The 16,403-nt window shown below is 66.0% G+C and carries 15 protein-coding genes and 1 riboswitch; of the genes, 7 read left to right on the top strand and 8 right to left on the bottom strand.

Translation table 11 applies throughout. The annotated features are described in order from the left end of the window. Positions 1-170 precede the first annotated feature (170 nt). On the bottom strand, positions 171-497 hold the full coding sequence (locus JOY90_RS25875; RefSeq protein WP_367276998.1) for a GFA family protein: 327 nt from the start codon (positions 495-497) through the stop codon (positions 171-173). A 693-nt stretch (positions 498-1,190) separates the two neighbouring features. On the opposite strand from JOY90_RS25875, the gene JOY90_RS25870 reads away from it, so the two are divergent. Both JOY90_RS25870 and JOY90_RS25865 read left to right on the top strand, forming a co-directional pair. Continuing rightward, the gene (locus JOY90_RS25870; protein ID WP_291693943.1) at positions 1,191-1,466 is read left to right on the top strand and encodes a DUF1877 family protein; all 276 of its coding nucleotides are present in this window, start codon (positions 1,191-1,193) and stop codon (positions 1,464-1,466) included. Beyond that, a complete protein-coding gene (locus tag JOY90_RS25865) occupies positions 1,460-1,675 on the top strand; it encodes a hypothetical protein (RefSeq protein WP_291693942.1) in 216 nt (71 codons plus the stop codon). Before JOY90_RS25870 ends, JOY90_RS25865 begins: the two co-directional genes overlap by 7 nt. Positions 1,676-1,746: 71 nt before the next feature. Here JOY90_RS25865 and JOY90_RS25860 read toward each other — a convergent pair whose 3' ends face one another. Then, the gene (locus JOY90_RS25860) at positions 1,747-2,469 is read right to left on the bottom strand and encodes a nucleotidyltransferase family protein (RefSeq protein ID WP_291693941.1); all 723 of its coding nucleotides are present in this window, start codon (positions 2,467-2,469) and stop codon (positions 1,747-1,749) included. Here JOY90_RS25860 and JOY90_RS25855 point away from each other — a divergent pair. Then, complete coding sequence (locus JOY90_RS25855; protein ID WP_291693947.1) at positions 2,414-2,605, top strand: hypothetical protein; 192 nt, start codon at positions 2,414-2,416, stop codon at positions 2,603-2,605. The genes JOY90_RS25860 and JOY90_RS25855 overlap by 56 nt on opposite strands. A 126-nt stretch (positions 2,606-2,731) precedes the next feature. After that, a complete protein-coding gene (locus JOY90_RS25850) occupies positions 2,732-3,169 on the top strand; it encodes a hypothetical protein (protein ID WP_291693940.1) in 438 nt (145 codons plus the stop codon). Positions 3,170-3,180: 11 nt separating this feature from the next. Here JOY90_RS25850 and ggt read toward each other — a convergent pair whose 3' ends face one another. Then, a complete protein-coding gene (gene ggt, locus JOY90_RS25845; RefSeq protein ID WP_291693939.1) occupies positions 3,181-4,929 on the bottom strand; it encodes a gamma-glutamyltransferase in 1,749 nt (582 codons plus the stop codon). A 98-nt stretch (positions 4,930-5,027) separates the two neighbouring features. Here ggt and JOY90_RS25840 point away from each other — a divergent pair, with 98 nt between their 5' ends. After that, positions 5,028-6,452, top strand: a complete 1,425-nt coding sequence (locus JOY90_RS25840; protein WP_291693938.1) for an MFS transporter — start codon at positions 5,028-5,030, stop codon at positions 6,450-6,452. 51 nt (positions 6,453-6,503) lie between these two features. On the opposite strand, the gene purH is transcribed toward JOY90_RS25840, so the two are convergent. The 3 genes from purH to JOY90_RS25825 form a co-directional block, all read right to left on the bottom strand. Further along, entirely contained in the window at positions 6,504-8,096 is a 1,593-nt protein-coding gene (gene purH, locus JOY90_RS25835; RefSeq protein WP_291693937.1) for a bifunctional phosphoribosylaminoimidazolecarboxamide formyltransferase/IMP cyclohydrolase, read from the bottom strand. Positions 8,097-8,120: 24 nt separating this feature from the next. Then, positions 8,121-8,202, bottom strand: a riboswitch (ZMP/ZTP riboswitch). Between the two features lie 40 nt (positions 8,203-8,242). Next, the gene (locus JOY90_RS25830) at positions 8,243-9,958 is read right to left on the bottom strand and encodes a heparinase II/III family protein (protein ID WP_291693946.1); all 1,716 of its coding nucleotides are present in this window, start codon (positions 9,956-9,958) and stop codon (positions 8,243-8,245) included. A 154-nt stretch (positions 9,959-10,112) separates the two neighbouring features. After that, positions 10,113-11,462 (bottom strand): RsmB/NOP family class I SAM-dependent RNA methyltransferase, encoded by a 1,350-nt coding sequence (locus JOY90_RS25825; RefSeq protein WP_291693936.1) that lies wholly within the window; start codon positions 11,460-11,462, stop codon positions 10,113-10,115. A 167-nt stretch (positions 11,463-11,629) separates the two neighbouring features. Between JOY90_RS25825 and JOY90_RS25820 the strand changes: the two genes are divergently transcribed. Further along, a complete protein-coding gene (locus tag JOY90_RS25820) occupies positions 11,630-11,848 on the top strand; it encodes a DUF1674 domain-containing protein (RefSeq protein WP_291693935.1) in 219 nt (72 codons plus the stop codon). Positions 11,849-11,881: 33 nt separating this feature from the next. Here JOY90_RS25820 and JOY90_RS25815 read toward each other — a convergent pair whose 3' ends face one another. Then, positions 11,882-12,397 (bottom strand): L,D-transpeptidase, encoded by a 516-nt coding sequence (locus JOY90_RS25815; protein ID WP_291693945.1) that lies wholly within the window; start codon positions 12,395-12,397, stop codon positions 11,882-11,884. 352 nt (positions 12,398-12,749) lie between these two features. Continuing rightward, positions 12,750-14,702: an acetate--CoA ligase gene (gene acs, locus JOY90_RS25810; RefSeq protein WP_291693934.1), complete on the bottom strand. Its 1,953-nt coding sequence runs from the start codon at positions 14,700-14,702 to the stop codon at positions 12,750-12,752. Between the two features lie 375 nt (positions 14,703-15,077). Between acs and JOY90_RS25805 the strand changes: the two genes are divergently transcribed. Next, positions 15,078-16,223: a DNA topoisomerase IB gene (locus JOY90_RS25805; RefSeq protein WP_291693933.1), complete on the top strand. Its 1,146-nt coding sequence runs from the start codon at positions 15,078-15,080 to the stop codon at positions 16,221-16,223. Positions 16,224-16,403: the final 180 nt, after the last annotated feature.

Below are 16,403 nucleotides of genomic sequence, written 5' to 3'. Positions count from 1 at the left end.
CAGAGATCCCAGGACTTCTCGGTTCTTCCGGACAGTGACGCCGACTGAGAGAGGGGCCACCGTTTCTGGCAGCCTTTTATGGATGGCCTGTTCCGGAAAGTGAAGACCGGAAATCATGACCCAGGACATCGCGTTGATTGCCCTGGTCGTGCGCGACTACGACGAGGCGCTCAATCCGAATGGTGGATGGCCATGGCGCCAAGCGGCTCGACCCAGTGATGCCGTTTCGCTTCCCAGCCGGAATACGTGGGGGCCGGGAAGGCGGGATCGGCAAATGATCCCACGGCCACGGCGAGGTGGCCGGGAAACGCCTCCGCTTCCCAATACACCGTCGATCCGCACAGGGGGCAGAACCGAAATGACACCGACCTGCCAGCGTCAGATCGGCGAGTGAACCGGGTCGCGTTGCCCGAGATGGTTGTTTGCTCCGGGGTGAACCAGGCCTGACCGCCGAACACAGATCCGGTCCGACGCTGACACGCGAGGCAGTGGCACATCGAAATCCGTGCCGGCTCACCCTCACACACGATCTCGAGCTCTCCGCAGCTGCACGCCGCGCGACGCGTTGTCATAGGCACGCTCCTTTTGTTCGGCGAGTGCGGTCAGTCGCACTCGCCGTCGTCGGAATTGTCGGGGATGGGCGAAGGCTTGCTGCGGCTCTCGAGAGGAGGGAGAGCCCTGGCGGCCTCGCAGCATGGTACCAGGATTTCTTGCCCGAGCGAAGACGGTTCAACTGATCAGGTCCTGGACTGCCGCGTCCTGCCTCCTTGCCGTGTGATCTGCGCTCTCGCAATCCTGCATTCGAGCCGCAAGCGAATGTTGGTGGTCCTCACGATAATCGCGCGTTTTTGCAATCCGGAGGTTTTGTCACCGCTTACCATGACGCAGCCGACGTACCACCTGAGAGGGCGTCAATTGACGGGAGAAAAGGCGATGCGTTCTGTGCTGGCAATATTCCTCCTGATAGCGCTCTGTGCTTCTGCGAACGGAGCCCCAAGGACACTTCATTCCCAGTCGCGACACGTCATGGTTCATCCCGGTCATGCTGCAATCCCGGATCAAGTCACTTCGAATGGTGCGCGGATCTATCGCGATGACTCCGTTCCGGGTGGTCTGCGGACCGATCACGACAATCCTCCCGCCTACGATGATCCATCCAAGTTCGGCGGCGGCTGATCGGAAGGATTCATATGGGCGCCATGATGTATGTGTGCCGCATCGATGCCACATCGGTGGGAAGATTGCTGTCGCACGAGAAGTCATCGGATGAATATTTTTCGGCATGTCATGCTTCGCGGAGGTCGGAAAGCGACGACGCGAGCCAAGACCTTTGGATCGACCTGGACAAGGCCTGGGCTGCCATCCAGTTCCTGCTGACCGACGGACGCGAGGACACGGCCCTCCCTGGCGGGGCGCTTCTTGGCGGGACCGCAGTGCGGGTCAAGACGGCGACTGGCTCGTGCTGACCGCCGAGCAAACGGCAAGCTTCGCAGCCTACCTGGCGACGAAGCCTGACGATATGGCGGAGCTGTCCGCCCGCTTCGCGGCTGCGTTCGCAGCCTGGAACAATGCGCAAATGATGCAGTATGTTGCGTCTCACTTCCGCAATCTGAAGCGCTTCCTGTCTGTGGCAGCGGCCAAGGGCGACGGCCTGATGACTCGCATCAGTGTGTAGCTTCGGGGCGTTCGCAGTCTTCGCTACGCGATTGCTCGGCTCGCAGGAGGCGCCGGACGAGCCTTGTGCCGCTACGCCACGCTCTCCAGAAACGCCTCCTCCGCGGCGCCGATCGCATCGGGCGTGCCGACATGCATCCAGACGCCGTCGAGGCGCAGCCCGAACAGCCGCTCCTGGTCATTGGCCTTGTCGAACATCTTCGTCAGTGAGAACTCGCCCTTCGGCGCATCGGCGAAGATCCGCGGCGAGATGATCGCGGCCCCCGCATAGACGAACGGGACGACCTGGTGCTCCCTCCGCTTGCGCAGCGCGCCGTCGGGCAGCATCGAATAGTCGCCGCGCCCGCCATAGCCGATGCTGCTTGCGGTCGGTGCCATCAGCAGCAGAATGTCCATGCGTTCGGCATCAAAGATCTCGGCTAGCCGCGTGAGGTTGCAGCGCACGCCGTCGATCCACAGCGTGTCCGAATTGACAAGGAAGAACGGCGCCTCGCCGAGCAGCGTGAGCGCCTTGACCACGCCGCCGCCGGTGCCGAGCACCTCGTCGCGCTCGTCCGAGATGATCACGCGGGGCGCGCTTCGTGAGGCCGTGTGGTCGATGATCTGCTGGCCGAGATAATGCACGTTGACGACCGCCTCGCCGACCCCGGCGGCGGCGAGCTTGTCGAGCACATGGTCGAGCAGCGGCCGGCCCGCCACTGCCACCAGCGGCTTCGGTCTATGGTCGGTGAGCGGCCGCATGCGCAAGCCGAAACCTGCGGCGAGGACCATGGCTCTGGTAGGCTTGACCGGCATGTCGGGCGGGATCTCGGGATCAGGCAGCGGAAAAACGATGATAGCGCTGATTCGCGAGACCGGGGCGCAATCTACAAAGCGATATCCGGTTGCGATGACGATTTTGCGACTTGGAAAAGCCGCGATCGCTGCTTGAAATTACCGCAGCCTGCCTCAGCCCCGCCGCGATTTGGCGGATTCTTCGTCCGACCGGAGGCGCGGTGGAACAAAAGCGACAGGGGGCACGGCAATGGTACGGCGTTGGTCGAGTATTGCAGGCATCATGATCCTCCAGGCGGCGTTCACGCCCTGGGCCGTCGGTGAACCGGCGACAAACAGCCCGAAACCCCTGCCGCGGTATGGCGTGTTCGTGTTCTCCAACGAATGCACGCAGGGCAATGGCAGCGGCAATGTCGCTGGCGATCGCATTACACTGCTGCGCTTCCCGTCCGGCGACCTCGCCCTCTACGAGTATGGCAATGGCGGCGCCCAGGGCCCGGTCTTGTCGGAGTCAGTGAACATCGACGAAAGGACTTCTGCCATCACCATCCGCGTCCGGGACGAATGGAGCACCGCGCCGACCCGCGACGGCTGGGGCATCGACACGATCGAGGGCGAGCTGACGCCCGAAAGCCTGATCGTCAAGCTTCATGGCGAGACCACCACGACATCGCTGCCGCGGATCGTCGGCATGCCCAAGCCGATCGGGACCTGCAGGTAGCAGCCTGGCGGCTACTGTCCCGCGGCCTCGGCGCCGCGGGTGCGCGGATCGGGCACGCCGAGCAGTCCGTTCGGTGTGACCTGAATCGAATTCGCCGAGGAGTAGCCCATCGATTCCACGAGGCGATGTCCCCTGGACCGCAGCCCGGCCTGCACATCGTCGGAAAAGCCGGGCTCGATCCGCACCTCGTCCGGCAGCCATTGGTGATGCAGGCGTGGCGCGGCGACGGCGGCCGCGACGTCCATCTTGTAGTCGAGTACGTTGACCAGAACCTGCAGCACCGTGGAGATGATCCGGCTGCCGCCGGGCGAGCCCGTCACCAGCACCGGCTTGCCGTCCCTCAGCACGATGGTCGGCGACATCGAGGACAGTGGCCGCTTGCCCGGGCCGGGCAGATTGGCCTCGTAGCCGACCAGGCCGAAGACATTGGAGGCACCGGGCGCGGCGGTGAAATCATCGAGCTCATTGTTGAGCAGCACGCCGGTGCCGCCGGCCACGATGCCTACGCCATAGCTGAAGTTCAGCGTGTAGGTGTTGCTGACGGCGTTGCCCTGGCTGTCGACCACCGAAAAATGCGTGGTGTTGCTGCCTTCATGCGGCGGCAGGGCCGCCTGGAGCTCGCTCGATGGCGTCGCATGGTCGGGATCGATGCCGGCGCGGAGCTTCGCCGCATAATCCTTTGCGGTAAGCGCTGCGATCGGCGCGTTGACGAAGGAGGGATCGCCGAGATAGCGCGCGCGATCGGCATAGCCGCGCTTCATCGCCTCGATCAAGACGTGCAGCGAGGCAGCCGAGCCCTGCTTCATCTCGCCGAGCGGCAAGCCTTCGAGGATGTTGAAAGTCTCGAGCAGGACGATTCCGCCCGAGGAGGGCTGTGGCATCGAGACGATATCATAACCACGATAGCTGCCGCGGACGGGCTCGCGGATCACGGCCCGGTACGACTTGAGGTCATCGGTCGTGATGATGCCACCCGCCTCGGTGATCGCATGCGCGAGTTTCTGCGCGACCGGGCCTTGATAGAATCCGTCCGGTCCCTGCTCGGCGATCGCCGTGAGCGTCGTGGCAAGGTCGCTCTGCACGAGCTTGTCACCCTCGCGCAGCGAGCCGCCGTCGGGACGCGAGAACAGTTTCGCTGATGCAGGCCAGGGCGCCAATCGCCGGTGCCATTGCGGCAGCGTATCGGCGACGTCGTCGGTAATCACAAAACCGTCCCGGGCGAGATCGATGGAGGGCTTCAGGAGTTTTGCCAGCGTGAAGTGGCCCGAGCCGTATTTCTCCAGCGCCAGCGCGAAGCCCGCAACCGTGCCGGGGATGCCGATGCCGAGTGCGGAATCGCGCGACTTCGCCGGATCGGGCTTGCCGTTGGCGCCGAGGAACATGTCGCGGGTGGCTGCGGCCGGCGCGGTCTCGCGATAGTCGATGGCGACGTCTTCCTTGCGGTCGGCGAGATGCACCACCATGAAGCCGCCGCCGCCGATGTTGCCGGCGCGCGGATAGGTCACCGCCAGCGCGAAGCCGGTCGCGACCGCCGCATCGACCGCGTTGCCGCCCTGCCGCAGGATGTCGGCGCCGATGCGCGCCGCGATCTTCTCCTGCGCCACCACCATGCCATGCTCGGTCGCGATCGCGTGAACACTGTCGGGCGGAGGCGGCGTGTAGGTCGCGGCGCGCTGCGCCGATATGGTGGGGGGGAGGGCGCAGATAGAGGCCAACACCACGCCGGCCAGGTATCGGCGCCGGCTGATCGCGGGAGACATCGATTCGATTCCGCCGTCAATTGATCGTCACCACGATGCTATAGCGGGTGGCCGCCGAATGGAACGCGCGTCGGCGTGATCGCAGAGGACATTTTTGAATGGCTATCACTGCACTTGAGTCAGGTGACATCGCCTCTCGGTCGACCTATCCCGGGAAAGCAGCCGTGGTGAGTTGGGTCTTTTTCGACTGGGCGGCGCAGCCCTATTTCACGCTGATCACGACCTTCGTGTTCGCGCCCTATTTCGCCACGCATGTGGCACCCGACGCCGCGCGCGGGCAGGCGTTGTGGGGCTTTGCCACCGCGAGCGCGGGAATTGCGATCGCGCTATTGTCGCCGGTGCTCGGCGCGATCGCCGATGCCACCGGCCGGCGCAAGCCGTGGGTTGCGGCGTTCGGCGCCATGCTGGTGATCGGCGCCAGCGCGATGTGGATCGGCGGGCCCGGCGAGCCTGACATCATCCCGCCGCTGCTGTTTGCCTACGCGATTGCCACCGTCGGCGTCGAGTTCGCTACCGTGTTCAACAACGCGATGATGCCGACTCTGGTGCCGCCGGAGCGGATCGGCCGCCTGTCCGGCGCGGGCTGGGCGACCGGCTATATCGGCGGCATCCTCAGTCTCATCCTGGTGCTTGGCTTCCTCGCCGCCAACCCGGACACCGGCCGCACGCTGTTCGGCTTTGCCCCGCTGTTCGGGCTCGATCCGGTTGCGCATCAAGGCGATCGCATTTCCGGGCCGCTGACCGGCATCTGGTTCATCATCTTCGTGCTGCCGATGTTCCTGCTGACGCCCGACTATCCCGCGCGGCATCGCCTGCGCGATGCGCTCCGGGCCGGCTTGCGCGAGTTGAAGGGCACGCTGCTCGAATTGCCGAGGCAGCGATCGATCGCCGCGTTCCTGTTCGCCAACATGATCTACACCGACGGACTGGTCTCGCTGTTCGCGTTCGGCGGCATCTATGCCGCCGGCACCTTCGGCTGGAGCACGATCCAGATCGGCACCTTCGGCATCATACTCGCCATCGCCGGCACTTTCGGCGGCTTCATCGGCGGCAGGCTCGATGATCGCTTCGGACCAAAGCGCGTGATCGCCGGTAGCATGACCATCCTGCTGCTCGCGATCATCGCCATCCTGTCGGTGAACAAGGACTCGATCCTCTTCATCCCGGTGACGCCGCCGCAGCCCGGCGGCGCGCTGTTCGCATCGGCCGCAGAGCGGGCCTATCTGATCCTGGGCTGCTGCATCGGCGCGGTCGGCGCGCCGTTGCAGGCCGCATCACGCTCGCTGCTGATCCGGATGGCGCCGAAGGACCGCATCGCGCAATATTTTGGCCTGTTTGCGCTCACGGGCAAGGTGACATCGTTCCTGGGTCCGCTGCTGATCGGTATCGTCACCGCGGCGACCGGAAGCCAGAAGGCGGGCATGGCCACGCTGGTGCTGTTCTTTGTCACCGGGCTCGCGCTGCTCGCAAGGATCCGTCATTCCGGGGCATCGCGAAGCGATGAACCCGGAATCCCGAAGTGAGGCGCGAGATTCCGGGTTCGCGCTGCCGCGGGCCCTGGAATGACAGCGGCATCAATGCCTGAAATGCCGCACGCCGGTGAACACCATCGCGATATCGTGCTCGTCGGCCGCCTTGATCACCTCGTCATCGCGGATCGAGCCGCCGGGCTGGATCACTGCGGTGGCACCAGCCTCGATGCAGGCCAGCATGCCGTCCGCGAACGGGAAGAACGCATCGGAGGCGACCACCGACCCCTTGGTCAGCGGTTCAGCGAGCTTGGCGTCGGCGGCGGCATCCAGTGCCTTGCGCGCGGCGATCCGGGCGGAATCCACCCGGCTCATCTGGCCGGCGCCGATGCCCACGGTGGCGAGGTCCCTGGCGTAGACGATCGTGTTCGACTTCACGTGCTTGGCGACGCGGAACGCGAATTTAAGGTCGCGCAGCTCGGCCTCGGTCGGCGCGCGCTTTGTCACCACCTTCAAGTCGATATCGTCGATCACGGCATTGTCGCGGCTCTGCACAAGCAGTCCACCCGCGACGGTCTTCGCAGTCAGGCCCGCCGCGCGGGGGTCGGGCAGGTTGCCGGCGAGCAAGAGGCGCAGATTCTTGCGCCTGGCGATGATCGCGATCGCCTCCTCGGTCGCATCGGGCGCGATGATCACCTCGGTCAGAATTTCCGTGATGGCCCGCGCAGCCCCGGCATCGAGCAGGCGATTGACCGCGATGATGCCGCCATAGGGCGATTGTGTATCGCAGGCGAATGCCTTGTGATAAGCCTCGACCAGGTTCGCGCCCTCGGCGACGCCGCAGGGGTTGGCATGCTTGACGATGACGCAGGCGGCGGTGCGGTTCGGTTCGAACTCGGCGATGCACTCATAGGCCGCATCGGTATCGTTGATGTTGTTGTAGGAGAGCTCCTTGCCCTGCAATTGCCGGGCGCTGGCGACGCCTGGTCGCCTGTCGGGCAGGCGATAGAACGCCGCGGTCTGGTGCGGATTCTCGCCGTAGCGCAGCGCCTGGATCAGCCTGCCGCCGAAGGCGCGGAAGTCGGGCGCCTCGGTCTCGAGCACGTTCGCGAACCAGTTGGAGATGGCTGCATCGTAGGCTGCCGTCCGCGCATAGGCCTTGGCGGCCAGGCGCCGCCGCAGCAATAGAGTGGTCGCGCCTTTATTTGCTGCAAGCTCTTCCAGCACGGCCTGATAGTCGCTGGCCTCGACGACCACGGCGACGTCGTCATGGTTCTTGGCCGCCGCGCGGATCATCGCGGGCCCGCCGATGTCGATGTTCTCGATGCACTCAAGAAAGGGTGCGCCTTTGTCGACGGTCGCCTCGAACGGATAGAGATTGACCACGAGGAGATCGATCGGCGCGATGCCATGCGTCTTCATCGCGTGTGCGTGACCGGCATTGTCGCGGATCGCCAGCAGGCCGCCATGCACCTTAGGATGCAGGGTCTTGACCCGCCCGTCCATCATCTCGGGAAAGCCGGTGAGGTCCGAGACGTCCTTCACCTTCAATCCGGATTCTGCGATCGCCTTGGCGGTGCCGCCGGTCGAGATCAGCTCGACGCCGTGGGCGGCGAGCGCGCGGGCAAGTTCGATCAGGCCGGTCTTGTCTGAAACGGAGAGCAGGGCGCGGGTCACGCGGCGAAGCTGGTCAGTCATGGGCAGCGTCCTCGAACAAGGGGAAACTTATGCCCAGGCGCGCGGCGGTCCTTCCCCACGCTCCCCGATGGTGCTCCATCCGACGTCGCCAGTCGCGCGAGAGCTCGCTCGTTAGCAGCTTTGGGCCCCGTAGACAATATTCAGCCCTACAACGGCAGCTCCGGCTCGCGGCGAGCGTTGCGCCGGGCATTAGTTGCAGACGGCGAGGCGGTCGAGCGGATGAAGCTCCAGCGGATCGCGGCGGCCTGGTGCAGGTCCTGCCGGATCACGATCTGCGCGCTGCGACGAGGGCCGTCCGTGCCCGCCAGAAAGACACTATCCTCGAGATCGACCCGGTCGTCCGGCGTCTCGAAGGTCCAGACCTCCCGGTTGGGCAACACCAGCATGACGCCATGCGCATCGCTGAGCCGGCTGGCCTTGACCGCTGGATGCAGGTGAAATCGCAAAGCATAGTCGGTGTCGTTGCCGCGGACGCGGCCGCCCGGGGCGGGGGCGAGACTGTCCTCGCCGTCGAGCCGGGCGCCGTCCTGGGCGATCATCAGGACGCGGCGATGGATCAGCCCGAACCGCGCCAGATAGCCGTCATGCGATGTGGTGAGCAGCACGCCGCCCGGCACCCCCTCGCGGAAATTATCGACGTTGACGGGACCGGACACGATCGGCGAGCCGTGCAGGAAGCGCTTCATCGCCGTCAGCTCGACGAACTGGCAGGACGAGGTGTCGTGATAGGTCAGGGTCGAATGCGCCGCCGTGCTGCGTGCGAAGGTCCGCCAGTTGTCGCGGCCGGTCGAAGGCATGCCGCAATTGATGACGATGCGGCATTGCACGGACGACATCTCGAACGAGAGGCAGCCGGCATGCGCGTCGTGGCTGACGTTCGGCGGCGGTGGTGCACCGGCGTCGGTGATTACCGTCATCGCGCCGGCGTCGAGGCGCTGAAAGCCGGAATGCGGCATGCTCGCCATCGGCGTGCCGTGGGTGTCGTCATAGGCGAGCAGGGTGGCGAGCAGGTCGGACGGCGTGCCGCTCATGCCGTTGAACAGCGCGATGGTGCCGTCGCCGTGGCGGAAGAAGCGCAGCATCGGCATCATGCGGTCGATGGCGTTGAGCAGCGCCGGCGGCGGGGCGATGTTGCGGGCGGCGAAGGTCTGCCGGAGCGGCAACAGGTCGATCAGGAGCTCGATCAGAGCGCCCGGGTTGCGCGAGACGTGGCCGCCGTCGGGGAGGATCTGCTGCTGCAGCTCCTCGGACAACCGGCGGCTGGCGATCCGGATGTGGCGGGCCTGGTTGGCAAGGCAGAGCGCAGCATAGCACAGCGCGATCAGGACCTGCAGCCGCGGCACGCCGTCAGGCACGTCGAGCATGGCCAGGCGCAGGTAGCGGATTTCGCGTGACAGACCGCGCAGATACCGGCGGTAGAACTTGCCGTCGGTGTCGCTGAGCACCAGGGGGGCCTGTGACAGCAGCGAGATCACGCGGCGCGACAGCACGTCGGCGCGGCGGGCGATGGCGCGGCTGTGCGCCGGGTGCGAGATCCAGTCGTCGATCAGCGCGCGCGCATTGGCGCGGGTGATGGCGGTATCGGCGGCGCGCAGGTGGCGCAGCCAGCCGAAGCCGAGCAGGGCGACCTCCCAGTCCTCCGACGGCGGCTCAAGGTCGAAGATCGAGCGGCCGTGGCAGGTCACGATCTTGCCGGCGAAGACGAAGCGGCCGGCATAGATTTCGGCAGCCCGCGTGGCGTCGGCGGTACGCAGGTCGTGCGGGGCGATGATCAGCCGGTCGGTGCGGCCGGGCCACAGCCGCGACAGCGCGACCGAGCCGCCGCTGACCCGCGCGATCGCGGTCCGCGCGAAGCGGCCCATGATCAGCGTCGAAATGCGTCTGCGTTGAGCGACCGACACGCCTTGCCTTGTCAGGGGAGGATGTTCAGATTCACCTTTTAATCTGAAAAGCGCGCGTCTGGCACCCTCTCAAGGCGGACGAATCAGCCCGGGCACTCTGAAATCCAATGCAGAATCAGAGGGATTTGACCAGCCTCGCAGCGTAGAAGCCGTCCAGCCCGCCAAGCCGCGGGTCCGGTCGCGGCAAATGGCAGGGCAAGGTACGCAGGTCGCCTTGCCGATCGACGATCTCGGCGAGGTCCGCCACCTCCTGCGCCTCGATCGGCTGCCGCCGCAGCCCGGAATCGGCCGCAAGCAGCGCGGTTATGGCCATCTCCCCCTCCTCCGGCTCGAGCGAGCAGGTGCAATAGACCAGCGTGCCGCCGGGCTTGAGCAGCGTCATCGCCTTCTGCAGCAGCCGTTTCTGCAAGGCGATCATCGGAGCGAGATCGGCCTCCTGTCGCAGCCAGGCGATATCGGGATGACGGCGGATGGTCCCGGTCGAGGTGCAGGGCGCGTCGACCAGCACGCCGTCGAAACGGCCGTTCCCGTCCTGCCAGTCGACGGCGTCGGCGACCACCATCTCCGCCGACAGCGAAAGCCGCGCGAGGTTGTCGCGCAGCCGTGCCATGCGGGCGGGCGAGCGGTCGATCGCCGTCACCATGGCGCCGGCTTGCGCAAGCTGCGCGGTCTTGCCGCCGGGGGCGGCGCAGAGATCGGCGATCGTCTTGCCGGCGACATCGCCGAACAGCCGCGCGGGGAGCGCGGCGGCGGCGTCCTGGATCCACCATTGGCCCTCGGCGAATCCGGGCAGGGTGGTGACGGCGCCCTGCAGCAGGGTGCGCACGGTCCCGGTCGGCAGTCTTTCGCCATGCAGGCGGCTCGCCCACTGCTCGGCATCGGATTTCACGGTGAGGTCGAGCGAGGGCTCCTGCGCGACCGCCATCGCCATTGCCTTGGCGGTGGCTTCGCCATAATGGGCGGTCCAGCGCGCCGAGAGCCAGGGCGGGATGTCCAGCGTTTCCGATTTCACCTCCTCGATGAGCCCTGCGCCTTCGCGGGCGCAGCGACGCAGCACGGCGTTGACGAGGCCGGCATATTTCGCGGCGCGCCGGTCCGACTGCACCAGCCGAACCGAAAGATCGACCGCGGCGTGATCCGGCACGTCCATCCAGAGGATCTGCGCGGCGCCGATCAGCAGCGCGCTCTGCGCTCGCGGGGCATCGGTCGGAATGCCGCGGTCGAGCAGGCGCGACAAGAGATGGCCGAGCGTCCCGAGTCGCCGCAGGCTGGTCGCCACCAGGCGCCGCATCAGCGCGCGGTCGCGATCGGCCAGCGTCTTCAGCACGGGATGGGCGCTGGGGCCGTCGAGCTGGTCGTCGAGCGTACGGTGCTTGTGCAGGACGCCGTCGAGGATGTCTGCCGCGATCCGCCGCGCGGCGAGGCCGGGCACTTCCGACGGGTGAGCGAATCGCTTCAGCGGCATGCTGGGGACGTTACTCGGAGGGGAGGCAGTTCCGCGAGAGTCCGCGCAGCCATCTGGGACATGGCGCTTGTGCCATGCGAATATGCCAAAGATAAGTAACCCCCTGGCGCTTTCGTCGCTCCGCACAATCTGTTGATGGGAGCGTTGACGATTTTCAGGATTTGGCGATGACCGACGATCCTTCACGGCAGGAAGTGGGCACTCCCAAGGCGCCGCGCAAGGCGCTCACACCGGCCGCCGAGCGGGCCTTGGCGGAGGCCGAGGCGCGGCGGCAGGCGGCCGCCGAGATCAAGGCCAAGCCGCCGAAGGAGTTCCAGGGCCCGAGCGGGCCTGAACCGACCCGTTATGGCGACTGGGAGAACAAGGGTATCGCTTCCGACTTCTAAAGCCCCTCTCCTCGACCGGCGAAGCCGCGCGGCTCAGCGGGTCACCACCACCGTGGTGCCGACCGACACCCGGCCGAAGAGATCGGTGATGTCGGCGTTCAGCATCCGGATGCAGCCATAGGAGACGAAGCCGCCGACCGAGTTCGGCATGTTGGTGCCGTGGATGGCGAATTCTCCGCCCGCCAGCGTCATCGCGGCGACGCCCATCGGGTTCTGCGGCGTGCCGCCGGGAATCACGTCGGGCATCTGCGGCTTGTCGTGTTTGACCTCGGCGGGCGGCGACCAGGCCGGATTGCGGTACTTGCCGTCGATCGTCGTGGTGCCGGCCCATTGCTTGCCGGCCTTGCCGACGCCGACCGGATAGCGCATCGCATGACCGTCATCGAGAATGAGATAGAGGTGGCGCTCGCCGGTCCTGACCACGATCGTCCCCGGCGAATATTCTGCGCCGTGGAGCGGCACCAATTCCGGCCGCGCTTCTGCCGCCGTGTTGCCCAGGATTGCCGCCCCGATGATGGCAACCATCGCCATCGCACCTCGCATCGCCATCGATTTCATCTCCGCTCTCGCCCCAAGCGCCCCTGCCAGGACCCGTCCATCCGGGCAAAGCCTGGATCTGCTTTGCACATTTTCAGCCGCGCGCGTTAACCGGATGGTTTCCACGCGAGGACCTGCGCGTCGTGGCGCGCCGGAGAAGAGGAAATGTCGGAAACAAAGTAAATGACCTGGAAACAACACCTGCCGGGAAACCGCCGTCAAAGCGCCGCATTGGCTGACATTCGCGTGAGGGTGCGGCGTTCGATGGAAGGGCTTCCGATGCGGCGGCACCCCCACCCCCGCCCTCCCCCGCTGCGCGGGAGAGGGAGCGCACATCCGTTGCCGTAGCAGCGAGGCACCCAACTCAGGCCGGCGCCTGCTTCTTGTTCTGGCGGTTCTTGACGAGATCGTCGACCACGGCGGGATCGGCCAGGGTCGAGGTGTCGCCGAGGCTGCCGGGCTCGTCCTCGGCGATCTTGCGCAGGATGCGGCGCATGATCTTGCCGGAGCGGGTCTTGGGCAGGCCCGGTGCGAACTGGATCTGGTCCGGCGAGGCGATCGGTCCGATCTCCTGGCGCACCCAGGCGACGAGCTCCTTGCGCAGGCCCTCGTCCGGCTCGATGCCGGCCATCAAGGTCACATAGGCGTAGATGCCCTGGCCCTTGATGTCGTGGGGATAGCCGACCACCGCGGCCTCCGACACCTTGGCATGCGCGACGAGGGCGCTCTCGACCTCGGCGGTGCCCATGCGATGGCCGGAGACATTGATGACGTCGTCGACGCGGCCGGTGATCCAGTAAAAGCCGTCGGCGTCGCGCCGGCAGCCGTCGCCGGTGAAGTATTTGCCCTTGTAGGTCGAGAAGTAGGTCTGCTCGAAGCGGGCATGGTCGCCATAGACGGTGCGCATCTGGCCGGGCCACGACCGCGTCAGGCAGAGATTGCCGGTGGTTTCGCCCTCCAGCGCCTTGCCCTCGGCATCGACGATTTCCGGCGCCACGCCGAAGAACGGCTGCGTCGCCGAGCCAGGCTTCAACCTGGTCGCGCCGGGCAGCGGTGTGATCAGGATGCCGCCGGTCTCGGTCTGCCACCAGGTGTCGACGATCGGGCAACGGTCGTCGCCGACGACGCGGTGATACCACTCCCAGGCTTCCGGATTGATCGGCTCGCCGACCGACCCGAGCAGCCGCAGCGAAGCGCGCGAGGTCTTCTTCACCGGCTCGTCACCCGACTGCATCAGCGCGCGGATCGCGGTCGGCGCCGTGTAGAAGGTGTTGACCTTGTGCTTGTCGATCACGTTCCAGAAACGGGAGTTGTCCGGGTAGTTCGGCACGCCCTCGAACATCAGCGTGGTCGCGCCGTTGGCGAGCGGGCCGTAGAGAATGTAGCTGTGGCCGGTGACCCAGCCGACGTCGGCGGTGCACCAGTAGATGTCGCCGTCATGATAGTCGAAGACGTATTGATGCGTCATCGACGCGAACACGAGATAGCCGCCCGTGGTGTGCAGCACGCCCTTGGGCTGGCCGGTCGAGCCCGACGTATAGAGGATGAACAGTGGATCCTCGGCGTGCATGTGCTCGAGCGGGCACTCGGTAGTCACCATCTGCGCCGCCTCATGGTACCAGAGGTCGCGCGACGGCTTCATGTCGACCTTGCCGCCGGTGCGCTTCACCACGACCACCCAGTCGACGCCTTCCGTCTTGGCCAGCGCCGCGTCGACATTGGCTTTCAGCGGCACCTTCTTGCCGCCGCGCAGGCCTTCGTCGGCGGTGATGACGATCTTGGATTTGCAGTCGTCGATACGCTGGGCGAGGCTGTCCGGCGAGAACCCGGCGAACACCACGGAATGGATGGCGCCGATCCGGGCGCAGGCCAGCATGGCGTAGGCGGCCTCCGGAATCATCGGCAGGTAGATGGTGACGCGGTCGCCCTTCTTGACGTTGCGGGTGCGCAGGATGTTGGCCATCCGGCAGACCTCGTCGTGCAACTCCCGGTAGGTGATGTGCCTGGACTGCGACGGATCGTCGCCCTCCCAGATGATCGCGGTCTGGTCGCCGCGCGTGTGGAGGTGGCGGTCGATGCAGTTGTGGGCGACGTTGAGCACCCCGTCCTCGAACCATTTGATCGAGACGTTGCCGGGCGCAAACGACCAGTTCTCGATCTTGTGAGGAAATTTCATCCAGTCGATGCGCTTGGCCTGCTCGGCCCAGAACCCGTTCGGATCCTTGATCGAACGACCGTACATTTCGCGGTATTTCGCCGCGTCGACCCAGGCCCGCTCGGTCCATTCGGCCGGCACGTCATAGATCTTCTCGGACATTTTCACCCTCCACCAAGCGGCCACGCCGGACATCGCGAGCCGTCTTTCGTCGTTGAAACAAGTATGCGTCCGCGCGCGGGGCGCCGACAAGCGCAAGCCATACAACCTTCGGCGAGTGCGCCCCATGCGCGGGATCAAATCCGGCCCCGCCGACCCGGGCGATTGGCGATTTGTCGGCTTCGGTCGAAGCGATCATCAACGTTAGCGGCCGAATGGCTGCCATTACCGGTATCCCTTAACCCTTTTCCGGACTTGGTGGGACTGGCCATCCGGAACAGAACCTCCTAAATGGCGAAACCGGGCCCAGCGGCGGCCTGGAACCAGCGTCCAGGACGCCGCATTAGGCGGAAATAGAGGAGCAGCGCGACCAAGGCCATGACGGATCAGCCAAATTTTGCGACCGCGAAGGCGCGTTCGGCGGGTCCCGAAGTCGCATTGGCCAAGGCGCTTGGGCAGTGGCCCAGACCGCGGCCCCCCAAGCCGAACAAGACCGGCAAGATTTCGGTCGAGGCGCTGGCCAAAGAGCTTGGGTTGAAGCTCGGCGTGCAGGAGCAGCTCACCATCCGCCGCATCAAGCGCGGCAAGGGCTATTCCTTCGTCCGTCCCAACGGCTCGCACATCCGCGACGCCCGCACCATCCGCCGCCTGCACGCGATGGCGGTGCCGCCGGCCTATATCGAGGTGCGCTACGCGGTCGACCCGAACTCGCATTTGCAGGCAGTCGGCCGCGATGCCGCGGGCCGGCTGCAATATCGCTATCACGCCGACTGGGAGAAGGTGCGCGAGCATCGCAAGGCGCATCGGCTGGCGACCCTGGTCGGCGCGCTGCCAAAAATCCGGCGCAACGTCTCGGCGCTGCTCGGCGGCGAGGAACCGACCCGCGAATTCGCGCTCGCCGCGGTGATCGAACTGATCGCGCGCACCGCGATCCGCCCGGGCAATGAATCCTATGCGCGGCTCAACGGCACCCGCGGTGCGACCACGCTGTTGAAATCCAACGTCACGCTGGAGGACGATTGCGTCGTCCTCACCTTCAAGGCCAAGGGCGGCAAAGCGGTGCGCAAGGAATGCGACGCGGCCAAGCTCGTGCGCGCGATCGGCATTCTGCGCACGCTGCCGGGCAAGCGGATGTTCCAGTACCGCGATGCGTCCGGCACCGTGCGCGCGGTCTCGACCACGCAGGTGAACGCGTTCCTGCGCGAGATCGCCGGCATCAAGATCTCTCTGAAGGATTTCCGCACGCTGATGGCTTCCGCCGTGGTGCTGGAATCGCTGTCGCGGATCTCGCCGGCGGCGAGCGCCCGCGGCCGCAAGAAGCAGGTGCTGGAGGCGGTGCGCGCCGCCGCCGACGAGCTCGCCAACACGCCCGCGATCTGCCGCAAGAGCTACGTCCATGACACCATCGTCACCGCCTTCGAGGACGGCATCCTCGAGCGCTTCGCCGCCACCATGAAGGGCTGCCGCTCGCAGACAAGGCGCGAGCAGTTGCTGGCCGAAGTCGTCGCGACCGCCGCGGTGTGAGGCGGCCGCCATCGTTCGAACGCGGCCGGCCGGCGTAGGCAGGGCAAAGACGCGACCGCGTCCGCCGTAGCTCGCAGAGCGAAGGCGGAAGCGTCGTGCCCACCATCGGTCCGACAGCCTCGCTCTGAATGGTGGGCACGCTTCTGCCTTTGCGTGGTGGACTTTGGTGCATGTGGCCGC

It is taken from the genome of Bradyrhizobium sp., from assembly GCF_019242285.1.
Taxonomy (GTDB): domain Bacteria; phylum Pseudomonadota; class Alphaproteobacteria; order Rhizobiales; family Xanthobacteraceae; genus Bradyrhizobium.
Note: the sequence above shows the minus strand (reverse complement) of the source record. Positions and strands in the feature narration are given on the sequence as shown.